The 23,563-nt window shown below is 55.8% G+C and carries 25 protein-coding genes, 6 tRNA genes and 3 pseudogenes; 10 read left to right on the forward strand and 24 right to left on the reverse strand.

Going from position 1 to position 23,563, the window contains the following annotated elements:
* Window positions 1-23 precede the first annotated feature (23 nt).
* The gene (locus ACZ9BX_RS04045) at window positions 24-905 is read left to right on the forward strand and encodes a glycosyltransferase family 2 protein (protein WP_476215882.1); all 882 of its coding nucleotides are present in this window, start codon (window positions 24-26) and stop codon (window positions 903-905) included.
* Window positions 906-942: 37 nt separating this feature from the next.
* On the opposite strand, the gene ACZ9BX_RS04050 is transcribed toward ACZ9BX_RS04045, so the two are convergent.
* Together ACZ9BX_RS04050 and ACZ9BX_RS04055 are read right to left on the reverse strand one after the other, a co-directional pair.
* Window positions 943-1,524 (reverse strand): acyltransferase, encoded by a 582-nt coding sequence (locus ACZ9BX_RS04050; RefSeq protein ID WP_476215884.1) that lies wholly within the window; start codon window positions 1,522-1,524, stop codon window positions 943-945.
* A 152-nt stretch (window positions 1,525-1,676) separates the two neighbouring features.
* Window positions 1,677-1,751, reverse strand: a tRNA-Glu gene (locus tag ACZ9BX_RS04055).
* Window positions 1,752-2,128: 377 nt separating this feature from the next.
* Here ACZ9BX_RS04055 and ACZ9BX_RS04060 point away from each other — a divergent pair.
* Both ACZ9BX_RS04060 and ACZ9BX_RS04065 read left to right on the forward strand, forming a co-directional pair.
* A pseudogene (locus tag ACZ9BX_RS04060) lies at window positions 2,129-2,433 on the forward strand (IS3 family transposase); the annotation flags it as partial.
* 60 nt (window positions 2,434-2,493) lie between these two features.
* Window positions 2,494-3,286, forward strand: a pseudogene (locus tag ACZ9BX_RS04065) (IS256 family transposase); the annotation flags it as partial.
* A 97-nt stretch (window positions 3,287-3,383) separates the two neighbouring features.
* Here ACZ9BX_RS04065 and ACZ9BX_RS04070 read toward each other — a convergent pair.
* The 9 genes from ACZ9BX_RS04070 to ACZ9BX_RS04110 all read right to left on the reverse strand — a co-directional run bounded on the left by ACZ9BX_RS04070 (window position 3,384) and on the right by ACZ9BX_RS04110 (window position 12,030).
* On the reverse strand, window positions 3,384-4,058 hold the full coding sequence (locus ACZ9BX_RS04070; RefSeq protein ID WP_476215886.1) for a sulfotransferase family 2 domain-containing protein: 675 nt from the start codon (window positions 4,056-4,058) through the stop codon (window positions 3,384-3,386).
* A gap of 759 nt (window positions 4,059-4,817) precedes the next feature.
* Window positions 4,818-5,486 (reverse strand): glycosyltransferase family 10 domain-containing protein, encoded by a 669-nt coding sequence (locus ACZ9BX_RS04075; RefSeq protein WP_476215888.1) that lies wholly within the window; start codon window positions 5,484-5,486, stop codon window positions 4,818-4,820.
* A gap of 373 nt (window positions 5,487-5,859) precedes the next feature.
* Window positions 5,860-7,596: an ABC transporter ATP-binding protein gene (locus ACZ9BX_RS04080; protein WP_476215890.1), complete on the reverse strand. Its 1,737-nt coding sequence runs from the start codon at window positions 7,594-7,596 to the stop codon at window positions 5,860-5,862.
* Between the two features lie 53 nt (window positions 7,597-7,649).
* Window positions 7,650-8,513, reverse strand: coding sequence for an alpha-1,2-fucosyltransferase (locus ACZ9BX_RS04085; RefSeq protein WP_476215892.1), 864 nt, complete (start codon window positions 8,511-8,513; stop codon window positions 7,650-7,652).
* Window positions 8,514-8,517: 4 nt separating this feature from the next.
* The gene (locus ACZ9BX_RS04090; RefSeq protein WP_476215894.1) at window positions 8,518-9,330 is read right to left on the reverse strand and encodes a glycosyltransferase family 25 protein; all 813 of its coding nucleotides are present in this window, start codon (window positions 9,328-9,330) and stop codon (window positions 8,518-8,520) included.
* Between the two features lie 146 nt (window positions 9,331-9,476).
* Window positions 9,477-10,442 (reverse strand): GDP-L-fucose synthase, encoded by a 966-nt coding sequence (gene fcl, locus ACZ9BX_RS04095; RefSeq protein ID WP_476215896.1) that lies wholly within the window; start codon window positions 10,440-10,442, stop codon window positions 9,477-9,479.
* A gap of 1 nt (window position 10,443) precedes the next feature.
* Complete coding sequence (gene gmd, locus ACZ9BX_RS04100) at window positions 10,444-11,514, reverse strand: GDP-mannose 4,6-dehydratase (RefSeq protein ID WP_476215897.1); 1,071 nt, start codon at window positions 11,512-11,514, stop codon at window positions 10,444-10,446.
* A 194-nt stretch (window positions 11,515-11,708) separates the two neighbouring features.
* Window positions 11,709-11,778: transfer RNA gene (locus tag ACZ9BX_RS04105), tRNA-Ser, on the reverse strand.
* Complete coding sequence (locus ACZ9BX_RS04110) at window positions 11,770-12,030, reverse strand: hypothetical protein (RefSeq protein ID WP_476215899.1); 261 nt, start codon at window positions 12,028-12,030, stop codon at window positions 11,770-11,772. The genes ACZ9BX_RS04105 and ACZ9BX_RS04110 overlap by 9 nt, the downstream gene beginning before the upstream one ends.
* Before the next feature lie 207 nt (window positions 12,031-12,237).
* Between ACZ9BX_RS04110 and ACZ9BX_RS04115 the strand changes: the two genes are divergently transcribed.
* Window positions 12,238-12,837, forward strand: a complete 600-nt coding sequence (locus tag ACZ9BX_RS04115) for a hypothetical protein (RefSeq protein ID WP_476215901.1) — start codon at window positions 12,238-12,240, stop codon at window positions 12,835-12,837.
* Between the two features lie 495 nt (window positions 12,838-13,332).
* Here the strand turns inward: ACZ9BX_RS04115 and ACZ9BX_RS04120 are convergent, their stop codons facing one another.
* From ACZ9BX_RS04120 to ACZ9BX_RS04150, 7 genes and pseudogenes are all read right to left on the reverse strand, one after another.
* Entirely contained in the window at window positions 13,333-14,079 is a 747-nt protein-coding gene (locus tag ACZ9BX_RS04120; RefSeq protein ID WP_476215902.1) for a hypothetical protein, read from the reverse strand.
* A 93-nt stretch (window positions 14,080-14,172) separates the two neighbouring features.
* Window positions 14,173-14,286 (reverse strand): annotated as a pseudogene (locus ACZ9BX_RS04125) (restriction endonuclease); the annotation flags it as partial.
* A complete protein-coding gene (locus tag ACZ9BX_RS04130; protein WP_476215904.1) occupies window positions 14,232-14,492 on the reverse strand; it encodes a type I restriction endonuclease in 261 nt (86 codons plus the stop codon). The pseudogene ACZ9BX_RS04125 and the gene ACZ9BX_RS04130, both read right to left, overlap by 55 nt.
* 320 nt (window positions 14,493-14,812) lie before the next feature.
* Window positions 14,813-14,887: transfer RNA gene (locus ACZ9BX_RS04135), tRNA-Glu, on the reverse strand.
* Between the two features lie 77 nt (window positions 14,888-14,964).
* Window positions 14,965-15,039 (reverse strand) — tRNA-Glu (locus ACZ9BX_RS04140).
* A 199-nt stretch (window positions 15,040-15,238) separates the two neighbouring features.
* Window positions 15,239-16,312, reverse strand: coding sequence for a YcbK family protein (locus ACZ9BX_RS04145; protein WP_476215905.1), 1,074 nt, complete (start codon window positions 16,310-16,312; stop codon window positions 15,239-15,241).
* Window positions 16,313-16,466: 154 nt separating this feature from the next.
* A complete protein-coding gene (locus ACZ9BX_RS04150) occupies window positions 16,467-16,907 on the reverse strand; it encodes a VOC family protein (RefSeq protein WP_476215907.1) in 441 nt (146 codons plus the stop codon).
* 195 nt (window positions 16,908-17,102) lie between these two features.
* Here ACZ9BX_RS04150 and ACZ9BX_RS04155 point away from each other — a divergent pair, with 195 nt between their 5' ends.
* Complete coding sequence (locus ACZ9BX_RS04155; RefSeq protein WP_027509372.1) at window positions 17,103-17,681, forward strand: cold-shock protein; 579 nt, start codon at window positions 17,103-17,105, stop codon at window positions 17,679-17,681.
* Window positions 17,682-17,692: 11 nt separating this feature from the next.
* Complete coding sequence (locus ACZ9BX_RS04160; RefSeq protein ID WP_476215910.1) at window positions 17,693-18,166, forward strand: DUF192 domain-containing protein; 474 nt, start codon at window positions 17,693-17,695, stop codon at window positions 18,164-18,166.
* A gap of 38 nt (window positions 18,167-18,204) precedes the next feature.
* On the opposite strand, the gene ACZ9BX_RS04165 is transcribed toward ACZ9BX_RS04160, so the two are convergent.
* From ACZ9BX_RS04165 to ACZ9BX_RS04175, 3 genes are all read right to left on the reverse strand, one after another.
* A complete protein-coding gene (locus ACZ9BX_RS04165) occupies window positions 18,205-18,402 on the reverse strand; it encodes a hypothetical protein (protein WP_086999489.1) in 198 nt (65 codons plus the stop codon).
* Window positions 18,403-18,773: 371 nt separating this feature from the next.
* Window positions 18,774-19,460 carry an FkbM family methyltransferase gene (locus ACZ9BX_RS04170; protein ID WP_476215913.1) on the reverse strand — a complete coding sequence of 229 codons (687 nt, stop codon included), beginning with the start codon at window positions 19,458-19,460 and terminating at the stop codon, window positions 18,774-18,776.
* Window positions 19,461-19,602: 142 nt separating this feature from the next.
* Window positions 19,603-19,679: transfer RNA gene (locus ACZ9BX_RS04175), tRNA-Pro, on the reverse strand.
* 243 nt (window positions 19,680-19,922) lie between these two features.
* On the opposite strand from ACZ9BX_RS04175, the gene ACZ9BX_RS04180 reads away from it, so the two are divergent.
* The 4 genes from ACZ9BX_RS04180 (at window position 19,923) to ACZ9BX_RS04195 (ending at window position 21,871) form a co-directional block, all read left to right on the forward strand.
* Window positions 19,923-20,228: an ETC complex I subunit gene (locus tag ACZ9BX_RS04180; protein ID WP_027509374.1), complete on the forward strand. Its 306-nt coding sequence runs from the start codon at window positions 19,923-19,925 to the stop codon at window positions 20,226-20,228.
* Window positions 20,229-20,275: 47 nt separating this feature from the next.
* A tRNA-Arg gene (locus ACZ9BX_RS04185) sits at window positions 20,276-20,352 on the forward strand.
* A 93-nt stretch (window positions 20,353-20,445) separates the two neighbouring features.
* Entirely contained in the window at window positions 20,446-21,195 is a 750-nt protein-coding gene (locus tag ACZ9BX_RS04190) for a nucleotidyltransferase domain-containing protein (protein WP_476215915.1), read from the forward strand.
* A gap of 10 nt (window positions 21,196-21,205) precedes the next feature.
* Entirely contained in the window at window positions 21,206-21,871 is a 666-nt protein-coding gene (locus ACZ9BX_RS04195; protein ID WP_476215917.1) for an HAD family hydrolase, read from the forward strand.
* Between the two features lie 66 nt (window positions 21,872-21,937).
* On the opposite strand, the gene ACZ9BX_RS04200 is transcribed toward ACZ9BX_RS04195, so the two are convergent.
* The 3 genes from ACZ9BX_RS04200 to ACZ9BX_RS04210 form a co-directional block, all read right to left on the reverse strand.
* Window positions 21,938-22,063: a hypothetical protein gene (locus ACZ9BX_RS04200; RefSeq protein ID WP_425376422.1), complete on the reverse strand. Its 126-nt coding sequence runs from the start codon at window positions 22,061-22,063 to the stop codon at window positions 21,938-21,940.
* A 265-nt stretch (window positions 22,064-22,328) separates the two neighbouring features.
* Window positions 22,329-22,619 (reverse strand): hypothetical protein, encoded by a 291-nt coding sequence (locus ACZ9BX_RS04205; protein ID WP_476215920.1) that lies wholly within the window; start codon window positions 22,617-22,619, stop codon window positions 22,329-22,331.
* A gap of 176 nt (window positions 22,620-22,795) precedes the next feature.
* Entirely contained in the window at window positions 22,796-23,563 is a 768-nt protein-coding gene (locus ACZ9BX_RS04210) for an amino acid ABC transporter ATP-binding protein (protein ID WP_027509379.1), read from the reverse strand.

The raw sequence follows: 23,563 nt of genomic DNA on the forward strand, positions 1-23,563 counted from the left end.
TCCTAATATCGAAAAGAGACCTCATGCCGCGGATCTCCATTTGCATTCCCGCCTTCAAACCCACTTATTTCGAACTATGCCTAAGAAGCGCGCTGTCACAAAGCTTTCAGGACGTGGAAATTCTAGTTTCCGACGATTGTCCAACGGACGAGATACGCGAAATATGTGAGAAATTCGGGAGCTTCATATCGTATTCTCGGAATCCCAGCCCTGGCCTTGAAAGCAACGTGTGCCGCCTCATTCGGATTTCAAACGGAGAATATATAAAGTTTCTATTCGATGACGATGTCCTGCATCCGTTCTGTGTTCAGTTCCTGTTTGAAACGATGGAAGCTACGAAGTCGAGGAATACAAAGCTTGCTTTCTCCCCTCGATATTTTGTCGATGAGCGTAATCACGGCTCCGAATTGATAAATCCTTTTAAGGCGGCAGATAATGTGAAGCTTATCAGCGGCAGCGAATTCATCAAGCTGACGGCACTCAACCATCATAATTTCGTTGGCGAGTTTACAACCGTGTTGTTTCGCCGTGAGGATTGCTTCGATGAGGCAGGCGAATTTCGTCTCTTCAGGATGGTTGGCAACGAGTTCGATGGACTTACGGACCTGTCATCGTTCTTCGAACTCGCCTGCCTTGGCGATCTCGCGGTTCATCCCAAGCCATTGTCCTATTTCAGGCGTCATAGTGCAGCCACCTCTAACCATATCTTGAATCCGAGATTCATCGTCGCCGTCACTTATTACGAGACGCTACTGAATGCGGCCTTTGAACGGGGGTATCTTTCTATCGATGATTTGCCGGTGGCATATCGCAATCTGCTGACGCTCTATAGCTCATGGGTGAATGTCTACCCGCAGCTTCGTCAGCGCATGGATCAGATTGAGATGTTTTTGCCAAATCGGTGACGGAGGATGAAGGCCTGTGGCGCAGGAAATGACGATGTCATGAGGTATTTGCGTTCACCTCGGCCTCGAGTTTAAGTATTGCTCGATCTCTCGCGGCGAGGCGCCTTGCCGGGCTTCCGGCAAATATCTCCCATTCAGGAACCGGCCTATGGACAACTGATAACGCGCCGACCGCGCTGCCTTCGCCGATGTCGCAGCCTGGCAGTACAACGGAGCCGCTGCCGATGATCGCATGGCGGCCGACCATGACACGCCCTCTCTTCGGCATCCGCAAATGCTCTGGGACTGTCGGATTTGTCAGAGACTTGCCAGAATAATCGTCGCTGATTGAATAGATGCGCACCCCATGCGAAAGGCCGGAAAAATCCGAGAGAACGACTCCCGCGCCTCCCATAACCACTGTATGGCTGGCGATGTGGATATGAGAGCCGAGTTCGACATAGCCATTCGCCGCGCTGATGACACAGAAGGCATCGATGCGGACGTGTGAGCCTATCCTAACATTCTCCAGATCAACCAAGATTGTCGTCGAGTGCACCTTCACGTTCGTTCCCACGCGCGCCACACCGGCCACCGCGAGATCGTTCTCATCGAGATAATGGCCTCCCAATATCTTCACGATATCCTCACTTGAGAATCACCCCGCACTCCACCGCAGAGGGACAGATTAGATGCTTTGACTTTGCTGCCTAGATATCCAGCACATAAAAAACATCGCATTGGCGGAACCAAACGCTGCAATTACGCCGATCAAGAGAAATTTACAAAAAATGGCACGCCCTAGGGGAGTCGAACCCCTCTTCCCAGAATGAAAATCTGGTGTCCTAACCGATAGACGAAGGGCGCTTCCTTCGCGGTGGCGCCCTTATAGTCAGCACCTTTGTGCGCTGCAAGCGGCAAAATGCGAAAAATTTGGTGATTATGCAGATTTCTTCGAGACTTGTGGAAATGACGGAAATTGCAGGCGGTGCCGGGCGTGATCATGACGGGCACCACGCGGGAAACTCCAATTGCGGCGTTCGCTTTCCGCGGTAGAAAGAAACCGGCTGATAATCCAGTATTTCAGGATTGGCGCTTACCTCCACGCATTCGCCGTAGCGTGCTTCGTAAACTAAACACAAGCCTACACGCCATCGCTTATCCCACCGGTTTCTTAGGCGCTTGCCCGCCCAAGGTGTCTCGTTCCGATACGAGAAATACAACTCTCTCATCGGATGTTTGCACAGGGTCGTGTTGGGTTAGCATGGATGAAGCAGCAGTTCGACGTGGACGCCAATCAGATCAAACAGTGGAAAGACCAGCTCCTTGAGGGGGGCGACAGGAGTTTTCGGCGATGAAGCCAAGGCGGAACCGGCGGCGCCGACCGTCGATACCAAAACCCTGCATGCCAAGATTGGAGAACTGACGCTGGAGAACGTTTTTTGTCCGGTGCGCTCGGTAAAGCGGGGTTGCTGAGCGGAAAGAAATGATCAATCGCGAGCACAAACTGTCGATGGTAGTGTCCAGAATCCTTCGCACTTTCGGATTTGACGGCTTCTTCTAGATTTATGGAAGGAGCAACGGGATGAGTGATGAGAGGGATGCATCGATGGGACAGGTGATCCGGATTGACGAAGCTCGGATCAAGGACCACCTGGGGGAGATGGTCAGGGGGACTGTCGAAGAAGCGCTGAATGCGATGCTCGACGCAGAAGCGGACCGATTGTGTGGCGCTGGACGATATGAGCGCAGTGAAGGCCGACAGGATAGGCGTGCTGGCAGCTACGAGCGGGCGCTGCACACCACGGCCGGCGAGGTAACGCTGAAGGTTCCGAAACTTCGGCGCCAGACCTTTGAAACGGCGATCATCGAGCGCTATCGACGACAGGAGAGTTCCGTCGAGGAAGCCCTGATCGAGATGTATCTGGCTGGTGTTTCTGTTCGACGTGTGGAGGATATCACCGAGGCGCTCTGGGGCACGCCTGTCAGCCCCGCGAACAGTGTCCAATCTCAACAAGAAGATTTATGCAAAGATCGAGGAATGGCGGAATCGGCCGGTCGCTGAGACCCATCCCTATCTTTACCTCGACGGGATCGTGATGAAGCGGACCTGGGCAGGCGAAGTGCGCAATGTTTCGCTCCTGGTCGCCAGTGCCGTTAATTCAGAAGGTTACCGCGAGATCCTGGGTATCTGCGAAGGCGCGAAGGAAGACAAATCCGGTTGGTCGGCATTCCTGCGCCACCTGGTGGATCGGGGACTGAGCGGCGTACAGTTGATCATCTACGATGCTTGCCGCGGCCTGGTGGAAAGCATGACCGACTATCTGCCTGAAGCTCGCTGGCAACGCTGCATGGTTCATTTTTACCGCAACGTGTTTTCGCACGTACCGAGCACGAAGGTGACGTCTTGATTTGCGGATTCCGTCGCGTGCTGCGACATAGACCAAAAACAGAAAAGACGCTACGGGTGTCTTACTCCAATGACGGTATCAGGGGCAACTACTCAAAACGATAGCCGAAAAGGGTAAGATCGCGTGAATGGCGGCGCGCTATTCGTTCGGCATCTTCCGTGGTGTAGGCTTTTCGATAATCATCGGTCTGGCGCGAGGCGTTGACGCGCTCCCCCGCTGGAATGTTTATGTATAAGCCGTACTTCCGTTTAAGTGCCGACAATTCGTCCTGCAACGCCTCCTGACGGAGAATTTCATTGACCGCAACATCTCCGTTTTCGTCAATGATCCAATCGCTGACTTGCCGCCGTGCGTAGTCGTTCGGAGATCTTGGCTGCTGCAGGTCTTCTAACCACCTGGTATATTCTGAAAATGTAAGGTTCCTGATCTGCTCGTGCTCTAGTCGCATCCCCGACTTCGTTCCATTCGTGTCCTTTGATACATAGTTGTACCAGGATAGGTGCCAGTCCCATGGGTTGCGGATCACCGTGAAAACAACAAAGTCCGAGAGATGCATGCCTCTTTTGCCGAAGATTTCCCGATATTCCAGGTAAGTTTTATGCCCCTTTGCTTCTGGCCATCGTAAGGTCGGGCAACGCGTCAGCCGCTGACCAAATGCCTGGCCGACAAAGCTTCCTCCACACTTGGGAGTGTGAACAAAGATCATTGGCAATCCGGCGTTTGAGACGACGCTTTCAAAAAGGTTACGCGGCACCTTCATCATTCTATCCTTGGATATGGGAATTCGACGTAGATGCCACGAATGTGCTACGGTAACTGCATTGTAGCATGCGGGGATGGCGTCGGATCGTAGAGACCATTAGCATACACGCCCTCGAAGAAGAGGAAGTGCGGCGCGACAGCAAGCTATTAGGCAATCTCCTTCTTCAGAGTCTCGATAATTAGTCTAGCTTCTGCAAGCTCCATCTCCCACCAACGGCTTTGAGTAATCTTAGCTCGCTGCTCTTCGGAAAATCTATACCCAATCAGCCTGGCAGGCGACCCGGCGACAATGCCAAAGTCGGGGACATCCGAATTTACGAAGGAGTTGGCGCCCACGACTGCACCAATGCCAATTCTCACGCCCCGCTTGATCACGGAATCGACGCCAATCCAAGCGTCGCTTTCAATGGTGCAATCGTCTCGTGTAAGCTCGGCGTACGGTTTTTCGTAAAACAAACTACTTGTTGAAATGTCCCGCACGTGATGCTCGCCCGGTCCCACGGATACGTTATTGGCGATAGAAACATAATTGCCGATCCAGGCCCTTGTGATATCGCATCGTTCCCCAATGTAGCAATATCTTCCCACTACAGAGTCTCGGCTTACCCTGCTGGTTGGCATGATCTGCGTAGTCTCATCGTAAATGCTTTTCGTTTTGCGTTTGAACAATCTTATTCGCATCTACAATTCCAAGCCCTACAGATCTGCCGTTCAGTTCATCGTCCAGTGTAAGGCGGACTTCTATAAAGAGGCAATCTGATTAGTGCTCGAAGAAACGCGTCAAGCTCTTTGTAAGCCGTCTTGACAGTCTTTTTCCTGCATTGCCTAGCTTGGCGAAGCGGGGTTGGAACGATCGCTCTGGCTTCAACCGATATGGACGGCCCCGATCCTGCGGGATCGTTTCGGATGCCAACTCATTCGCGAGCTTTGCTAGTATCGCGAACAGATTATGGTCGTTGAGGACAAGCTTTCTGGCCTCCTGGAGATAAGGTAGCGCCCGCTCCGCTTCGTCTGAATCGATAATCTTTTTGATCTTTTGTATGGCGTCGTCAGGGTCAAGTATGTTGATCTGCGTCACGCTCTGCGCAGGAAAGTATTCCAAAATATTGGGACAGCCATGATAAATGGGATATGTGAGGGTTAGAAACGGGTCGGCGAGCTTCTCCGTCCAATAATTGCTGAACGTCGAGTTCTCGATGGCGATGTGGTAGCGGTACGGCGCGAGCACTTCCAGCTTGTCAGCAAAGCCATTAATTCCGCGCCCGAAGACGTCAACGTCAGAGCCGAAATATGCCTTAATCCGGTCGGCGAACGCCAGTCTTGCCCGATGACCTTCTGTAAACGCCTTATTTGACGTTACGATTGACAGGTGTTTTGTCTTTGCCGGGCTGAACTGCTCAAAATCGGAATAACCAAGCGGCTTGTCCAACAGCTTGCCGTTAGAGTCCCAAGCTCCCACAAGCCAAGGAAGACCCAACTGGCTGAATACGACGTTAAGGTGCTTGGTATTCTGGTCAGTCGTTAGGACGCGGTCGAACTGATTTAGAAAAGACGGAAGGTACGACTTTACGCTGCTAGGCTCAGACGCAATGAATACTCTGTGTTTTGCTCGTACTTTGAAAGCAGAATTGCCAGGAACGGCGTCATATACAAAGAGTACATCGCAAGACTCAAGCTGCTCGGAAAACAGGAACCGAACGCCATCCCATTCCGGATGGAAATTGGGGAATTGCCTAGACCAGTTCCAACTCGGTGCAGATGAAAGGAATCCGGCTCTTATCAATTGCTTATTTTCCCGCGTCTTAGCGTAAATTATTGAGCCGAGCGTAAAGGCCGTCGGTTCGCTGAGCAAGGCTCGAGTGATTGCCTTCTTCCATAATGCGGCCGCCGTGCATTATGACAATCCTGTCAGCGTTGACGATGGTCGAGAGCCGATGGGCAATGACGACGACGGTCCGTCCAACCATCGCCTCATCGAGCGCCTTTTGCACCGCAGCTTCCGATTCGGTGTCGAGCGCCGACGTTGCCTCATCAAGGAGCAGGATCGGCGCATTGCGGACGAGCGCGCGCGCGATGGAAAGGCGTTGGCGCTGGCCACCTGAAAGCGTCACGCCGTTTTCGCCGACGGGCGTGTCGTAGCTCTGGGGCTGGGCCAGAATGAATTCATGGGCGTAGGCGAGGCGTGCGGCGCGCTCAACCTCCTCGTCGGTTGCTTCCGGACGGCCGTAGCGGATATTGTCGCGGATATTGCCTTCAAACAGATAGGGCTGCTGCGAAACATAGGCCAGTTGCTCGCGCAGCGACTGCTTCGTCACATGGGCGATGTCCTGACCGTCGATCAGAATTTGTCCCTTCTTCGGATCATAGAACCGCGGAATAAGCGTGATGATGGTCGACTTGCCGGCGCCAGAAGGACCGACAAGTGCGGTCGTTTTTCCGCCCTCAGCGACAAAGCTGACATCACGAAGGACCTCGTCATGACCGTAGGCGAAGGAGACGTTGCGGAATTCAATGCGGGCATCGGTGATGACCAGTGGCTTCGCATCGGGCAGATCACGCTGATGCGGCTTTGTATCGAGAATCTCATAGACCATTTCAGCGTTGGTAACTGCGGCTGCCAGTTGAACTGGCAGGCGTGCGAGGCGCCTCGCCGGATCATAAGCCAGCAAAAGCGCCGTCAGAAATGACAGAAATCCGCCTGGGGGAACATCCTGATAGATCGACCGGTAGGCCGCGTAGGCCATGATGGTCGAAACAGCGAAACCTGCAAATATCTCGATCAGTGGTCCGGACCGCTCGGAGACACGGACAACTTTATTCGCGCGCTGTTCGGCGAACCCAATCAGCCCGTCCATCTTCCGCTCGAGCTCTGTCTCTAGCGTGAACGCTTTAATGATAGCGACGCCCTGAATCGTTTCCTGAATGGCGCCAAACACGTGACTACCGGCATGAGCGGTTTCTCGCGTGACAGCGCGAAGGCGCCTAGACAGTTTGCGCAACCCATAGCCCAGCGGTGGCGCCGTAAGAAAGACGAAAAGGCTCAGCCAAGGCTCTTGCACAAACATGACGCCAACCAGCGACACAAACGTGAGCAGATCTCGGGCCGCCGAAGTGATGGTGAGGTTCATTACCTGACGAACGCCGTTGATATTCTGTCCCAATTGAGCGACGACCCGCCCGGATCGCAGTTGATTAAAAAATCCGACCGAAAGCTTGAGGAGATGGGAATACGCGCGAACTTGGTATCGAGCTGCTATGTTGTTGCCGATCTTGGAGAGAATGACCGCCTGACCGTAGCTCGCAAACCCGCGCAACACGAAGGCGATAAAAATTGCCACACAGATGCCCCAGACGAGATCGGCGCGGCGCTCAACAAATGCCTCGTTGATAACGGACTTCATCACCCAAGCGGTGAACGCTGTCGACAGGGAGATGATAACGAGGCATGCAATCGCAATCGAATACTGCAATGCATACTCGCGTCCATTTTCCGCAAAGACGCGCTTGATTACCTTGAATGTTGTACTGCTGTTTGCCATCACCTACCCGTCGTGTGAAAAGCGCTTAGCGCGCGGCAGGCACTCTTTGCAAGTCAAACCCGCTCCCAAGTCGCCGGTATGAGATCCTTGTCATCGTGCAACGGCGACCGGAACCAGTGTAAAGGCGCTATCACATGTTTCGCTGGATTAGCGTTTAGCCAAGCTCCCCACCAACTGAAAGTGCTGTTTGCCGTAATATGGTTGCGGCATGCGGCCATCAAGTGCATGTCCTCGCCATCTCGACCGTCCTGCTGTGGCTCAACGAAGGTCATTTTCCAGGACGATTTCAGATTCTGCTGCGCCCAAGCGGGGTCATCCGAGAATACGAAGAAGCTCGGATCATCCGTCCGCTCCGCCATCCGCTGCATCGCAGCTTCATACCAGCCAGGCTCTATGGTTCCGTGGGTTGCATTTGCAGAGGGATTTGTAACGTAGTCGCCGCGTCGAACATGTACTGAAACAGCATTTGTCGTTCTTATGTGCGATAAGATGGCTTCCCTTCCGGAACTCAAGGGTGCGGCGAGACCGAAGTCGCTCCGAATCGTGTTAGCGATCGATGCGAAGTATTTTTCGCTCTGCCAGTAACCGTCGAAGTACAATGAGCCGCTAAGGCTCATAACGGTTGGGTCAAATGTGTGTGCCTTCTCGATGATATGCTGGCACGGGCTCTGTCTTTGAATGAGCTGGAATGCTCGCCGGAGAAAGCCTCGTGAACGCGTCACAGGGGTCTCGTGGGGGCGAGCCAACCCTGCCTGGATATTAAACTGCTGCAGTGAAAATTCCCGGCGGGTGTATTTCTTCATGGACTCGAGGTCCAGCTTCAATGTCTGGCCGGTACTGACAGACAGCGAACGTCCGACAGCATATTGGAACATTTGGTTACCCAATCCGCCGACGATATGCGTTATGACAACCATGGTGCTATGAGTTTTCTTTGAGACGCTCTGGAATTGGTTGGCTGACCTCGGCGGGGAGGTGTTTAGACGTGCCCAGCAGGTAGGGCAAATTTGCGAGGAAGCGCAGGACGTCATCGCGGGCGCGATATATTGCCCGGAGCTTTCGGAATCTCCGGGACCTTGGCGCTCGTTGAGCTCCTTGCCAGATTTCAGATTGTTCTGCGGTGTTTGCGATGTGACTAACGGGGTAAGGGAAGAGGCCCAGGCTATCCACGCCATGGGTCCAGAACCGATCCAAATGCAGGTCCACCGGCTCGAACCATGTTGAGGCTTTAACCAACAGTCTCTTTGCTGCCTTTGGCGACACGGCGTAGCAGGACGTACCATTTGGACCTTTAAGGAAGCGGACGATCTTCACTCCATCATCGATTTTCTCGTACTCGGTAAAAGCTCTCTCCTTGTGGCCAGAAAAACGTATAAGGCCAAGTCGGTGTATCCTTTCGACCGTGACTGAGTATGCTTTCATAAAGCTATCATCAATCGCAACATCGTCTTCGAAAATGAGAAGCGGCGTATTTTCTCGAACGCAACGCTCCCACAGAAGGTAATGGCTGGCGAAACAGCCCATCTCACCTCCATTCAAGGTAAAACCTCGCCGGACCTCAGCAAGACGCTGATCTACCCGGTCAAACAGCGCGTGCTTCCCCTCCCTGCCGTCTATTGCTTGGAAGAATTCAAAACAAATGCCCAGCGGCGACAGGATAGCAGCCATCTGCTGGCGCCGGTCAGCAGACCGTGCCAGATTGACGACCACCACTTTTAGCTGGCTTCCCTGCATAGGCATAGCTCCGGCACTGAGATCACTTCGGTCGCAGGGTTCTGTTAGGAATTCCGTGACGTGTCAATCCATCCCAGTGCAGTGTTCCTGCCGCCTCCGGCTAGCACCGTTTTCCACCATTCCGCCGCAAAGAAGCAATTTTAAAATTATTGCCGGTTTGCTTTTGCCTCCTCAGTCGCCCGGTGCACCAGGAACCACTCATAAGTTGATCGTATTCCGTCTTCCAGATCTATGCGGGGCACCCATCCCATCGAACGCAGCTTTTCCGCGCTCATTAGTTTGCGAGGAGTGCCGTCGGGCTTGGAGAGGTCGTGGGTGATCCGGCCCTCGAAGCCCACAATCCTGCACACCAGCCGCGCGAGCTCCAGGATGGAAAGATCGGTTCCGCTGCCGACATTGACATGACTGTCGCCCGAATAGTTCTTCATGAGGAAGATGAGAGCATCGGCACAATCATCGGCGTGCAGAAACTCCCGGCGCGGCGATCCAGTGCCCCAGAGGACCATGTCCTTATCGCCGCGCAACTTGGCCTCGTGCGCTTTTCGAATAAGCGCGGGCAGCACGTGACTGGAGTTCAGATCGAAGTTATCGCCGGCGCCGTAAAGGTTCGTTGGCATGGCGGATATGAACTCGCAGCCATATTGCTTGCGATAGGACTGCGCCAGCTTGATGCCCGCAATCTTGGCGATCGCATACCATTCATTGGTCGGCTCAAGCGAGCCCGTCAGCAGCGCCTCTTCGGCAATCGGCTGCTCGGCAAACTTGGGATAGATGCACGACGAGCCAAGAAAGAGAAGCTTCTCAACGCCGGCCTGACGCGAAGCCTCGACTATGTTCGCCTCTATCATCAGGTTGTCATAAAGAAATTCCGCCGGTCTCGTGTCGTTGGCAAGAATGCCGCCGACTTTGGCAGCCGCCAGTATGACGGCGTGTGGCCTTTCTCTCATCACCCATGACATGGTTGCGGCCTGATCGCGCAGGTCGACCTCATCACGACGAACGGTCAGGACTTCGCAGCTTTCCTGCTGAAGGCGCCGGGCAACAGCGGACCCTACCATCCCCCGATGGCCAGCCACCCAAATGCGTTTCCCGCGAAGAGCATAGCCTGTCATATTACACGCCCTTCGCAACGACATCGGATTGCATCACGCGAAGGTCTTCCTGCACCATCTCACGCGCCAGTTCACGCACGCCGGTCTCATGATGCCAACCGAGTTTTTCATGAGCCTTGGTTGGATCTCCAATCAGCACGTCGACCTCGGTCGGCCGGAAATAGCGCGGATCGACCTCAACGAGAACTTGTCCCGTCGCCGCGTCGATACCTTTTTCCTCAACACCGCGTCCTTTCCATTCGAGATCAATACCGATGTCGGCAAATGCCCATTCGACAAAGGTTCGGACTGGTGTCGTTTCTCCGGTGGCTAGAACATAGTCGTCGGGCTGATCTTGCTGGAGCATCAGCCACATGCCGCGTACGTATTCGCGGGCATGCCCCCAGTCCCGCTTGGCATCGAGATTGCCAAGATAAAGCCTTTCCTGCCGTCCGAGCTTTATGGCAGCCGCCGCGCGGGTGATCTTACGGGTCACGAAGGTTTCCCCACGAAGGGGGCTTTCGTGGTTGAACAGAATGCCGTTGGATGCATGCATGCCGTAAGCTTCACGATAGTTCACGACGATCCAATAAGCGTAAAGCTTGGCCGCGGCGTAAGGGCTCCGGGGATAAAAGGGTGTCGTTTCCCGCTGAGGCACTTCTTGAACCAAGCCATAGAGTTCGGAAGTGGAGGCCTGATAGAAGCGTGTGGTTTTGTCCAGACCCAAGATTCGGATAGCTTCGAGGAGCCGCAAGGTGCCTATTCCATCGGCGTTTGCGGTATATTCCGGCGTTTCAAAAGAGACTTGGACGTGGCTCTGGGCGGCGAGGTTATAGATCTCGTCGGGCTTTGTCTCCTGCACGATACGGATAAGGTTCGTGGCGTCCGTCATGTCGCCATAGTGCAGGAAAAAACGCGCATTCGTTTCGTGCGGGTCTTGATAGATGTTCTCAATCCGGCCGGTATTGAAGGAGGAAGACCGGCGTTTGATCCCATGAACAATATAACCTTTATCCAAAAGCAGTTGGGCCAAATAGGCTCCATCTTGCCCTGTTACGCCAGTAATCAGGGCGACTTTGGCATCCTTGCTCATAAGCTGTTACTCCAATGGTGCTTCATGCCCCGGATTCGCTCGGCTACCCGGCGTATTGCCGCGGGCAGGGCGCTCCGATTGTTTGGGCCGGAAGTGACGGTAGTGGACCGGAAAGGCGCGGATGGCAAGATTGATTTCCGCTACTTCGACAAAAGCGGCGAATACTGAAGACAAAGATCGACTGTCGAGAATTGTGGTACGCCCTAGGGGAATCGAACCCCTCTTTACAGAATGAGAATCTGTTTCCGACCCTTGTTATGGCGTGACAGGCGCCGCCAAAATTGCCACATGCATTGAATTCATTTGACTTTTCTGCGGCATATTCTGTAAAGCGGTGCCATGGCGCGCCGGATTGCACGTGCCGGGATTTGCCGGGGCGTTGGTGCTGTTTTCCTCAGCCTTGCGGAGTGCTACCTGAAACCGCAACCCGGCAATGACGCGCGCGGCGGACCGGCCCCATTCTTCCCGGCCCTTATCGACGGCATTGGTATCTGACGACGGACGGAAAAACCGCATGGATTGGCCCGTTCGATAGCGCCGCCGAGGTTTGGGATTTGTTTGAAATGCTTACGACCAGTCGTTGGGAATTCGGCGGTCCGATTCGTTGTCGGCCTCAAAAGTTATCTTGCGATGGTTGCGGCTTCTTGCGCTTGTCACGCGCGTATAGTAGCCGTCGCCTACTCCTGATGGAGGGGCGACAACGAGGACACTGAGGTTATCCGTATGCATACAATCGGGCGGTTCGTGCCGGGGAGAATCAGGCAATTCGGGACGGCGCGAAGCGGCAGCACGCTATGCTACAACGCCATCCGCTTCCTGGCGCCGGGCCGGAAAGTGGCAAAGCTCCACGACTTCAAGACAAAATACATCTTCCAGCCGCTCGTCATCACGACCCGCGATCCGTTTGATTCTGTCGTCAGCATGTTGCAGATAGACGACCTGGCGCCAACCGACGAGAACGTTGCTCATGTCAGCAAGCTCTTGTGGAACCTCGGCTTCTCAGACATCTACCGGGCCAAGCGGCTTGGCTTCGGTCTGTTCCTCGAATATGAAGCGTTCTACGGCAACTATGCCTATCTCCTGACAAGAATCGGCAACTACCTTGGCGTTCCCGTGACGCAAGACGACGTCGCCCGCTTCGAACTGGAGTTCAGTGTTAACAAGGTACGGGAGAGCACGAAGGATAAGCCGTTCAAGACTTGGGACAACGCCACAAAACTTCACGGCTCGCACATCTCGGCAACGCTCGGGCGTCCTGGAGAGGGAGAAACCCTCGGCCCACAGAAACAGATCGTGCGTGAAATTCTGAAGGTGGAAGGCTAGCCTCGATTCGATCTTTCCCGGATTATGATTCTCCTTATGGCTGTTTACGACAGCGGCAGGGATATCTCCGCTGCCTGCGACGCCGACGACTATCCGGTTCACGGGGGCACCTATGGGCCGTCGGTTCCAATGCCGAGGCCATCAGAGCGTGAACGCCCGGCGCGAACAGACGAGAGCCGAGCGCGCCATGCCAAGCGGCAAGCGGTCCTTGGCAGGCGGTAGCAAGGCCAGGCCGCCGTTATGCTCCCTTCGCATAGCGTACCAATAATCAATGTCTAAGCGGCCCTGAACTCGCCCGAACTGCCAGCCCCGGCATTCCAAATGGGCGGAAAATAGAATGACCATTCGGAAGGCTGTAGGTCCGCAGCGGTCAAATTCAGTATCTGCGGAATTTCAGCGATCAGCTCTGCGAATGACGCTTTCCCCGTGCTTCTGCCGCCGAGTATCTGAAGAACCGCCTCAGCAAGCTCCCCCTCTGCCGTTCTCCCCTGTGCATCAGGCATGTTGGCTCCTTTTAGCTTTGCCCTCACCCCACGCTACTCTTGCAGCGTCCACGCTTTCGACTTCGGTTAGTCCATCATGCTTCGTGATGTGCCAACTGGCATTACTCCGCGTATTTCTTTGCGGTCGCGCGCAACCGGTCGCTGTAGTCGTAAATCTGATCGAGGCTGTCGACGATGAGACGCTCTTCAGTCTCGCCATCAAAAAGACCGATGTACTTGACCGAGCGATTGAACCAAAGGCGGGCAAGCGGCTTCGATTGTTGTTGTCAATCAGAATGCCGCAATAGGATTTCTGATCGCGCATGACGACTCGCTTGGGGCTGATGGAGTCGCGTACAATAGCTTTGACGATCATGTAGCCTTCGCGCTCCTCCTCTGTTGTCACGACGTCCGGCTCTTCCTCGACAGCAGTGTCGATCTTCTCGATGACCTCTTCAGTATCGGCGAGCGCGCTGGATAAACGACTTTTGACCGTATCCATGATGACTTCGCGGAAGGCGGTCCTGACAACGCCGGTGAACATCTCCTTGACCTGCGCGGTCATACGGCCTTCGTATACGCCTCCCGATGCGATCCGGACGAATTCGTCGGTCGGCTCTTCGGTGAGCTTTGAAATCACTTGCTTGACGCCGGAGGTGTATTTTAAGCGCTCTGCGGTCGCGAGGATGGCCGCTACGTCGAACGCCGACTTTTCGAATTTGCGCAGCTCGGTAACGATGCCGGCGTTGAAATCCGTCACATCGAAGACAAAGAAGGGCCTGGTGTCGAGCTTATTCGGAGCTTCCAGATCCGTGTAGAAGTTGAATGTCCGCCCATTTGTCAGGATCGCGAATTTGGCATTGGTGACGCTAAAGTATCGGTAGAGCTGATCGAGATGCTTCTTGTCGAGCGCTACAGATATCGGCTTGCACTCGATGAGGATGCGGATCTCTTTGTCGATTTTGATGGCGTAGTCGACCTTCTCGCCTTTTTTCCGACGGCATCGGCCGTGAATTCCGGCACGACCTCTGTGGGATCAAAGACATCGTAACCGAGAGAACGAAGAAAAGGCAGGACCACAGCGGTCTTAACCGCTTCCTCCGTTGCCATGGTACTGGAATGGGATTTCACGCGCTCAGATATGGCGCGCAGGCTTTCTTCTATTGTGCTCATGAGTCCCCTCCACCGTTATAGCGGTAGAGTTGCTGAACCATACGATTCGGTCAATCAGGCATTGTTTATGAAATCAAGGCTTGCTTAACGCGGCTGTGGAACAAGTAGTCAGTCTTTGGCAAGCATACGTTCGCGAAGCAATAGGACGCGGTGGTTCAGCAGATAACCATTCGCGAGCAAAGGCCGGGCGGCGCGTTGTATCATGGGGCGGCATAAATATTGCCCCCGCCGGATTGCATTGTCCCCGGCTGCCCCGAATTAAGGATAATTATTTGAGTTTTTTGGTTCGCAGTTATCTATATAATTTTGTTTGATAAATTTGGTACGCCCTACGAGAGTCGAACTCGTCTTTACAGAATGAGAATCTGTCGTCCTAACCGATAGACGAAGGGCGCGCTGCGTCCGCTGCAAATGGGAACGCGCAGCCGCTTTCGCAAGGGTACTGGCAAACGGGAAAAATGAAAAGAGAAAGTGGCACGCCCTAGGGGAGTCGAACCCCTCTTCCCAGAATGAAAATCTGGTGTCCTAACCGATAGACGAAGGGCGCTTCCTTCGTGGTGGCGCCCTTATAGTCAGGCGTTTTGAATCCCGCAAGCGGGAACTGCCGTTTTCTTTCAAAAAAATGACAGGGAATCCGAGGCTGTGTAAGAGGCCGATTATCCGAGCTGAATCAATAGGCTGTCGGGCGTTTCTTTAGAGGGATAGCCTAACGCTGCCGCAACGTGATGCAGGAAATTGCGCTGCCGTCAGATGGCTCTTGCGCCTGGCGTTGTCGCGCGTCCGGCGCCGCAGCCCCAATTCCAGTCGCGGCTTTTGCCGGTGTCGAGATGGACGGATTCGGTGTGGCAGTAGGTGCCGACGCCGCCGCGGTCCGGCAGAGAGCGGATATAGCCGGCGATATCCCATTTGGAGATGCCGTCGATTTTGATATCGGCGGCGTCGCAGGTCTTGTGCATCGATTCTTCGGCGCCGCCGACCATACGGTTATGACCGGGATCGCGATATCCGGAGGTGACGACGACGGGCTTGCCGAAATGGGCTTCGACCGCCTTGATGACATTGAGCATGGCGGGCTTGAAGCAGCCGACTTCGACGCTGCCGTTCTGGATGTGCAGGCCGTTCGGCGCCACGCGCGTCATGCCCGGCAGAGATGCCTTCTCAAGGAGCCCGGCGAGGCCGCCGACGAGGTTCTGCTTCGGAGCGGCGTAGAGCGCGTTCATCGATCCGCTTTGCAGGCTGCCGGTCGCGATTGATGCCGTCTGATAGGCGGGCGCGAGCCGTGTGCCGGTGTTTTCGGAGGACTGCTGTGGCAGAAGCACCTTGGCCTGCTGCGCCGGCTCTGCGGGCGGCGGCGCGCTGAAAACGCTGCTGCGTGCTGCGTCGACGCCTTGAGCCGGTGCATAGGCGTTGGCGTCCGCCGGCTGAATGATCGTCGAGGTCCTGTTGTTCTGCGGCATTGCCGGCTGGGCGGAAAAGATGCTCATTGTGTTTGCATTGATGCGCGTCGGCTGCATCGCCAAGCCGCCGATATTGGCGGGCTGGGCGGCGGCAGCGCCGGCGGGCATGGCGGCGGCGTTCGGATCCTGCGCTGCCGCCGTCTGCGGCGCGCCCGAGACACCTGTGACCATCGGATCACGATAGGCGCCCTTGGCGGATTTGCCCGGCGTATTCGCGGCAAGTTGCTCGGCCGCAGGATCGGCAGGCACGGCGGCTGCGGAATCGAGAGCCTTCTGGTCCGAGACGCAGCCCGAGAGCGCAAGGGCGGCAACAGCGATGAGAAGCGCGCCCGCGGCGGGCATCCGCTTATCGAGAGTGAGCAAGCGACGGTCTCCGTTGGTGCGGAGGACGGATCAACCGTGTCGTCTTCCGCTTCGAGTCGGCCGGAGAATGCCTGCGGGGCGGGCTTGCGGCAAGCGCGAAGCGGGCGCTGCGATCCGAAATCGCAAAAGCCGCAAGCCTCGCAAAAGCCTCGGTCTACCAGGCGCCCGTATTGCCCATCGAAAGCCACGGCTCGGCCGCCGGAAGGCTGCCGTTCTTCTGCAGGATTTCGATGGAAATCCCGTCCGGCGAGCGCACGAAGGCCATGCGGCCGTCGCGCGGCGGGCGGTTGATGGTAATCCCGTTGTCCATCAGATGCCGGCAGGCCGCATAGATGTCGTCGACCTCGTAGGCGAGGTGGCCGAAGTTGCGTCCGCCGGTATATTCCTCGGGATCCCAATTGTAAGTAAGTTCGAGGCAGGGGGCGCCATTTTTCTCTGCATTTGTGATATCCTCGTTTGCGGCGAGGAAAACCAGCGTGAAACGGCCGCTTTCATTTTCGGATCTGCGGATTTCCTTCAGGCCGAACAGCGTGCCGTAGAAATGCAGGGAGGCATCCAGATCCTTCACGCGGACCATAGTGTGGAGATAACGCATTCTATTTCCTCTCTAAAATATGGGGGCTGCTTCGTTATGTGGCGGGAGGTCAGCTTCGGGCAAGACATGCGACTAAAATGAGCAGTTGGGAATAACCGAAAACAGGACTTGCGCTTATCCGTTACCAAGATGTTAATCTTGATTGCAAGAATCAGTTAACCGTAACAGTGTGACGCGTATTGAGGGGCTGGCGACATGGCTGACAGGATTTCATCGAAGGAATTCACCGATATCGACGACCTGTCCGGGGAAGCCGTCGACCTCGTTGAAATCACCGGTGTCGTCAAGTGGTTCGATGTCGCCAAGGGCTTCGGCTTCATCGTTCCGGACAACGGCATGCAGGACGTCCTGCTGCACGTCACCTGCCTTCGACGCGACGGTTACCAGACGATCCTCGAGGGCACGCGGATTGTCGCGTTGATCCAGCGCCGCGAGCGCGGCTACCAGGCCTTCAAGATTCTCTCCATGGACCAGTCGACCGCCGTCCATCCGTCGCAGCTGCCGCCAGTGCGCACCCACGTGCAGGTCACGCCGACGAGCGGTCTTGAGCGCGCGCTGGTGAAGTGGTTCAACCGGACGAAAGGCTTCGGCTTCCTGACGCGCGGCGAGGGGACGGAAGATATCTTCGTGCATATGGAAACGCTGCGCCGCTTTGGTTTGACGGAGCTTCGCCCCGGCCAGGTCGTACTCGTGCGCTACGGCGATGGCGACAAGGGGCTGATGGCAGCCGAAATCCACCCGGATATGCCAAGCCCGGCAAGCCGGTCGCACTGATGCCTCGCGGCATGGCCATACATGCTATCAAAGGCGCCTTCCTGGCGCTTTTTTTCATCCTGGCCGCTTCCGCCTTTGCCCAGCAGCAACCGCCTTTCGACAAGGAACCGCTGGTGATCCGGACGGCCTCCGGCAAGATGCTGAATTTCACAGTGGAGATTGCCGCCACCGATGATCAGCGTCAGTACGGCCTGATGTTCCGTAAGGAAATGGCCGAGGATGCTGGAATGATCTTCGACTTCGGCCAGCCACGGCGGGTGACTATGTGGATGGAGAACACCGTTCTGCCGCTCGACATGCTCTTCATCGACGGCGGCGGTACGATCCGCCACATCAAGGAAAATGCCGTTCCCTATTCTCGGGCGATCATCGATTCGATGGGCGAGGTGAAATACGTCGTCGAGCTGAATGCCGGTGTCGTCAGGAAATCCGGCATCTCGGTCGGCGACAAGGTCGTGAGCGCCACGGTGACGAAGAAAAAGTAGGCGGGTCGCCGAAGCGTCCGCCGCCGGTTCTCTGCGAATTAGTGTTTTTTCACCGGTTTGGCCTTGGCTTGGATCAGCCGCTCCATGAACAGCGCCATCTTGCGCTTGATCGTGCCGTAAGTGCCGAGTTCGAAGTCGCAGTGATAGCAGGTGATGATGTCGCTATCGAGTGGTTGCGGGCGCGGAAAGTTCATTCGGGTCTTGCCACACTTGGGGCAGGGGACTTCAACTTGCATTTATGGCTCCTGCGCGCGGGGTCATTGGCCGCCTGCGAAGACAACTTTTTTGAAAGCGGCGTGGAGAGACTCGGGCCTCTGGTCCCAATCAACCCTTTGGCGTCCAATTACCTATAAATCCCCGAGAACGCCAGAAGAAGAACTGAAAACTGTGCGAAAACATTCCGGAATTCTCACAATGCTCTCACAGATTCTATCGTCAATCACCCCCGCATCTTACCATTGGCCTTTGTGGTCGCGCGGATCGGCTCTTCCAGATCGAACTTCTCATACCGGTCTGTGGTCTTTGATCCTTCGTTGACCGTGTGGCCCAGCCACTTCGACCATTGTTCCGGTGAGACCGGGAAGGATGCGCGGGCGCATGGCTCTGATCAAACCTTCCGATACCATGCATCAAAGCGCGACCACTCGCGATAGACGCGCTCATAGCCTTTCGGAAGGATGATCCTATCGAGCTTCGCATCGGCTTCGGTGTGATTGTGCTCGATGCTGAAAAGGCGAACGCTGTACCTGGTAAAATCGAACGTAGACATGATGCCTGGCTCGTTGCCTTCGGTATCGATGCTGATGAAGTCGATGTCAGCCGGTGCGTTGTTCTGGGAGAGTAGGTCGTTCAGGCTGATTGTCGTCTGAACGATCTCGACGCCTTCCTTGCGCCGAGCCTTCGTGTGCAGATCTTTGTGCGCGAGTTCTGCCATGCCGGAAAGCGCCGGGGCGTCAGCGACGAAGCGCATCTTGACCGCGCGGCCGGTAGTCGCATCGACCGGAGACGTGCAAAGAGGGCCCGATCGGATTTCGCGGATGGTGTCGCTGAAGAGTGGATTCGGTTCGGCCACGATTCCGGTCCAGCTGTACTCCTTCTCCAGCATGTAGGTGTTGCTGAAGTGCTTGCCATCGTACGCGCCAACCTCGACGAAGAAGCCGTCTCGCTTCCCGTTGAGTTCATCGATAACCCACCGGTCCTGCTGAATCTGTGAATAGCTGTGTTCATTCCAGAAGGGAGGGCGCTCCAATGGTACGCGCTTCTTCTTCAGTCCAAGCCATGTACGAATGCCCACGATACCCACCTCAGCCGGTTGCGAATTTATCGTCGCGCACCCACTATATTGCCTCTGACTGAAAAACAAACGCGCGAATGCCACATGTGCTGGAAGGTCTCCCGCGTCTCTCCGCAGGTTGTGCATTTCACCAAGATGAGAATGGTCGGAGTGGAGAGATTCGAACTCCCGACCCTCTGGTCCCAAACCAGATGCGCTACCAGGCTGCGCTACACTCCGTGAGAGGGGGCAATACACGCTTCATCCCGGCCCCGCAATATCTAATTCGCGTCTTCCACTCTCAATACTGCATTGTCTGGCGGGCATTCTTCTCGATCGGCTTTTTTCTTGAAAGTGGAGGGATTCGCGGATAAGCAAAATTCATCTCTTCGCGTTATAAAGGCGATGAAGACCATTCCGTAGACGGGGTGGAAGGCTAAGTTACAGCGGGTCAGGCCCGCATATCCGGAGGCGTTGCAGCTGATGTCTGCCAAGATCTACCGTCCCGCAAAGACCGCCATGCAGTCCGGCAAGGCAAAGACGCATCTTTGGGTGCTCGAATTCGATCAGGAGCAGCCGCGCAAGATCGACCCCATCATGGGCTACACGTCCTCCGGCGATATGCGCCAGCAGGTGAAGCTGACCTTCGAGACGCAGGAACTGGCGGAAGCCTATGCCAAGCGCAACGGCATCGAGTACCGCGTGATCGCGCCGAAGGATCCGGCTCGCCAGACGGTGGCTTATCCTGATAATTTCCGCTATACGCGCACGCAGCCCTGGACGCATTGAGCGCTCAGATATGCCGCCATTGCCGCTGCCCAGACGCAGCGCCGGATGGCCCCTTAGCTCAGCTGGATAGAGCACCTGCCTTCTAAGCAGGTGGTCGCAGGTTCGAATCCTGCAGGGGTCGCCACTTATCTGCTTGATTTTTAAGTGAAATTCGCAACGTCTACAGGTAGGCGTTGCCAAACCTGGTCTCTGGATGATCTCCAATAATGGGGTTAGGATGCCGAAGCAGATCGATGAAGCCTTGCGGATAACCAGCAGCGTCCTCTCAGCGCGATTTGATGGCTATTCTTTCGCCTTTGCTGCGGGCTCGATCATTCGCGGGGAGGGTACGGAAAACTCCGACATCGACCTGGTCGTCGTCTTCGATAAGCTTGATCGGGCATGGCGGGAGTCGTTCGTTGAAGACGGCCTGCCCTTCGAAGCGTTCGTTCATGATCCAGAGACGCTCAACTGGTTCTTCGAACGTGACCTTAAATCCGGCCATCCGATCATCGTTCACATGGTGGCGTCCGGACGGATTCTCGGGCCTGGCCAGGAAAATGGCCGGACGTGGCAAAGCCATGCCGCCCAGTTGCTGAAGGACGGCCCACCTGAGCTTGTCAGGCAGGAGCTTGATGCGCTCAAATATCAAATCACCGATCTGCTGGACGATCTTTGCGGTGAACGCAGCGGAGCTGAACTCCGCGCAATTGCGTCCCAGCTTTATCAGCCGCTTGCCGATCTGATGCTTCGTGGACGCGGCACTTGGTCCGGGAAAGGAAAATGGATTCCACGCCTTCTGAAGCAGCTCGACAACGAGTTGTTCGAGGCGTTCGACGCAGGTTTCAAGCATGCCGCTGAAGGGCGGGCTGGGAAACTTCTCCGTTTGACCGAAGCAGAGCTGGCTCGCAAGGGTGGCCGGTATTTCGATCGAGACCGCCGCGAGGCGCCCCTGGATGCCCGCAAGACAAGTGCCGTGCCGGGATGAAGGATTTGAGATGACGAAAATCTTCTTTGATGTTGACGGTGTGCTTATCGATGGCTGGCATGCCGATCCGTCGCGCCGCAAACCCTGGGACGCGACGATTGAGGCTGATCTCGGTGTTGACCGGGCGGCATTCGGCAATCTCTTCTTTGGACGCGCAGGCGGCCGTTCGAACGCGCTTATGGCTGAATGTATCTCCGGCAAACGCGATCTCGCCGAGGCGCTTGCCGAGGTTCTGCCGGAGGTTGGATATCACGGCGATGCGAAGGACTTCATGAGATATTGGTTCGAAAAGGATTCGAATCTCAACAGTGAGGTCTTTGATCTGATTGAGGGCATAAGGAGCAGCGGCAGAGTTGTCGAACTCTACGTGGCAACCGGCCAGGAGCATCACCGGGCGCGATTTCTCTGGAACGAGCTCGGCTTTTCGAAGCTGTTCGACGGTATGTTCTACAGTGCGGAAATTCGATACCCGAAGAAGGACATCCGCTTTTTCGAGGCGATCAATTCCCGATTGAGCATCGGCGCCGGCGAGTGCCCGATTATTTTTCGACGACCAGCCCGAAATCGCGGCCGTGGCGAGGCAGGCCGGTTGGGACGCAAATCCGTTCGCTTCCGCTTCCGACATTCGCCAGCATCCGCGGCTGCGCCATCTCTGGGCATCCGAGTGATCGCATGATGCGGGCCGCGTTTCCGCCCTGAACGCAGACGCTGTCGCTTTGCAGGGCGGCTAGCCGGCGTGCCCTTAGTGGCTGCCGGCTTTCTTGCTGGCGAGCAGCATCACGTAATCCTCGGCGGCGTCCGCGAGCGCGAGCGCCACTTCGGCCGGCGTCCAGCCATGCTGTTGCAGGCGCTTGATCATGTCGAACATCGCAGCTTCGACTTCCGTCCGGCAGTTCAGAGGGTGCTCCGACCTGCCGTTTGCGCGCTGAGAACCGTGAATTTCCATCATTTTTCTGCCCCCGTCCTTCGGCCCTCGTTCTATCTTGGGCCTGATTTTAAGGAGAGAGCATCGCATAACTTCACGCTGAAGCAAATGGATACCTAATCAAGAGTTAAAGCAGACCGTTGCACGACGTCATTTGACGCCATTTCGGCAAGCCGCGCTTTGGCGGGTTGGAACGCCGCCACGACTTTCAGCGGTCGTCATCCCAGTCGAAAAACGGACGGTAGACGCGATTGGCGATCATCAGGCTGCGGTCGGGGCGGATGATGTAGGTCTCTTCGACCTCGCGGCCCCTGTTATCGTAAAATGTGTGAGGAAACGACGAGCCGATCGGCGATTTTGTCAGCTTCGTACGGGGCTGGCCGCTATAGGTGATGCTGCCGGGAATGGGCTCCAATCCTGGGCCGGAAATGTCTCCGCCGGCCGTGCAGCCTGCGATCAATGCGCCCATGACAAGAACTGCGGCGAATTCGGCTTTCATCGGGGGCTCCATGACATGGGTCGGCGATGCTATCTTAGATAGGTGTGCGCCTTCGCTTTTCTATAGCTGAACGCTGCCTGCTTCCGGAGGGCAGGCGATGGTTTCGGCGACAATAAATGAAAGAAGCCGCCGGAAAGTTTTTTCCGGCGGCCTTTCTATGAAAACGGTTTTTCAGCTCAGTGCAGGATCTGGCTGAGGAAGAGCTTGGTGCGCTCGTGCTGCGGATGGTCGAAGAATTCGGCGGGCGAGTTCTGTTCGACGATCTGGCCCTGGTCCATGAAGATGACGCGGTTGGCCACCTGACGGGCAAAGCCCATTTCGTGGGTGACGCAGAGCATTGTCATGCCTTCTTCGGCAAGGCCCACCATCGTGTCCAGCACTTCCTTGATCATTTCCGGATCGAGCGCCGAGGTCGGCTCGTCGAACAGCATGATCTTCGGGTTCATGCAGAGCGAGCGGGCGATCGCCACACGCTGCTGCTGGCCGCCGGAAAGCTGGCCGGGATACTTATGCGCCTGTTCCGGGATCTTGACGCGCTTCAGGAAGTGCATGGCGACCTCTTCCGCCTGCTTCTTCGGCATCTTGCGCACCCAGATCGGCGCCAGCGTGCAGTTTTCCAGGATCGTCAGATGCGGGAAGAGGTTGAAGTGCTGGAACACCATGCCGACTTCGCGGCGCACTTCGTCGATCTTCTTCAGATCGTTGGTGAGCTCCGTGCCATCGACGAGGATGTGGCCCTTCTGATGCTCTTCCAGGCGGTTGATGCAGCGGATCATCGTCGACTTGCCGGAGCCCGACGGGCCGGCGATAACGATGCGCTCGCCGCGCATGACCTTGAGGTTGATGTCGCGCAGCACGTGAAAATCGCCGTACCACTTGTTCATGTTGATGATCTCGACCGCCACATCCGTTGCGGAAACGGTCATTTTCTTGGGTTCAGCCAT

It is taken from the genome of Rhizobium sp. USDA 3886, assembly GCF_056279785.1.

Coding starts and splice junctions, on each gene's coding strand:
- ACZ9BX_RS04045 (WP_476215882.1), top strand. CDS start 24: ATGCCGCGGATCTCCATTTGCATTCCCGCCTTCAAACCCACTTATTTC.
- ACZ9BX_RS04070 (WP_476215886.1), bottom strand. CDS start 4,058: ATGATGAAGGTGCCGCGTAACCTTTTTGAAAGCGTCGTCTCAAACGCC.
- ACZ9BX_RS04080 (WP_476215890.1), bottom strand. CDS start 7,596: ATGGCAAACAGCAGTACAACATTCAAGGTAATCAAGCGCGTCTTTGCG.
- ACZ9BX_RS04085 (WP_476215892.1), bottom strand. CDS start 8,513: ATGGTTGTCATAACGCATATCGTCGGCGGATTGGGTAACCAAATGTTC.
- ACZ9BX_RS04090 (WP_476215894.1), bottom strand. CDS start 9,330: ATGCAGGGAAGCCAGCTAAAAGTGGTGGTCGTCAATCTGGCACGGTCT.
- fcl (WP_476215896.1), bottom strand. CDS start 10,442: ATGACAGGCTATGCTCTTCGCGGGAAACGCATTTGGGTGGCTGGCCAT.
- gmd (WP_476215897.1), bottom strand. CDS start 11,514: ATGAGCAAGGATGCCAAAGTCGCCCTGATTACTGGCGTAACAGGGCAA.
- ACZ9BX_RS04110 (WP_476215899.1), bottom strand. CDS start 12,030: ATGCGGTTTTTCCGTCCGTCGTCAGATACCAATGCCGTCGATAAGGGC.
- ACZ9BX_RS04115 (WP_476215901.1), top strand. CDS start 12,238: ATGCATACAATCGGGCGGTTCGTGCCGGGGAGAATCAGGCAATTCGGG.
- ACZ9BX_RS04130 (WP_476215904.1), bottom strand. CDS start 14,492: ATGAGCACAATAGAAGAAAGCCTGCGCGCCATATCTGAGCGCGTGAAA.
- ACZ9BX_RS04150 (WP_476215907.1), bottom strand. CDS start 16,907: ATGCGTTATCTCCACACTATGGTCCGCGTGAAGGATCTGGATGCCTCC.
- ACZ9BX_RS04155 (WP_027509372.1), top strand. CDS start 17,103: ATGGCTGACAGGATTTCATCGAAGGAATTCACCGATATCGACGACCTG.
- ACZ9BX_RS04160 (WP_476215910.1), top strand. CDS start 17,693: ATGGCCATACATGCTATCAAAGGCGCCTTCCTGGCGCTTTTTTTCATC.
- ACZ9BX_RS04165 (WP_086999489.1), bottom strand. CDS start 18,402: ATGCAAGTTGAAGTCCCCTGCCCCAAGTGTGGCAAGACCCGAATGAAC.
- ACZ9BX_RS04180 (WP_027509374.1), top strand. CDS start 19,923: ATGTCTGCCAAGATCTACCGTCCCGCAAAGACCGCCATGCAGTCCGGC.
- ACZ9BX_RS04190 (WP_476215915.1), top strand. CDS start 20,446: ATGCCGAAGCAGATCGATGAAGCCTTGCGGATAACCAGCAGCGTCCTC.
- ACZ9BX_RS04195 (WP_476215917.1), top strand. CDS start 21,206: ATGACGAAAATCTTCTTTGATGTTGACGGTGTGCTTATCGATGGCTGG.
- ACZ9BX_RS04200 (WP_425376422.1), bottom strand. CDS start 22,063: ATGTTCGACATGATCAAGCGCCTGCAACAGCATGGCTGGACGCCGGCC.
- ACZ9BX_RS04205 (WP_476215920.1), bottom strand. CDS start 22,619: ATGAAAGCCGAATTCGCCGCAGTTCTTGTCATGGGCGCATTGATCGCA.
- ACZ9BX_RS04210 (WP_027509379.1), bottom strand. CDS start 23,563: ATGGCTGAACCCAAGAAAATGACCGTTTCCGCAACGGATGTGGCGGTC.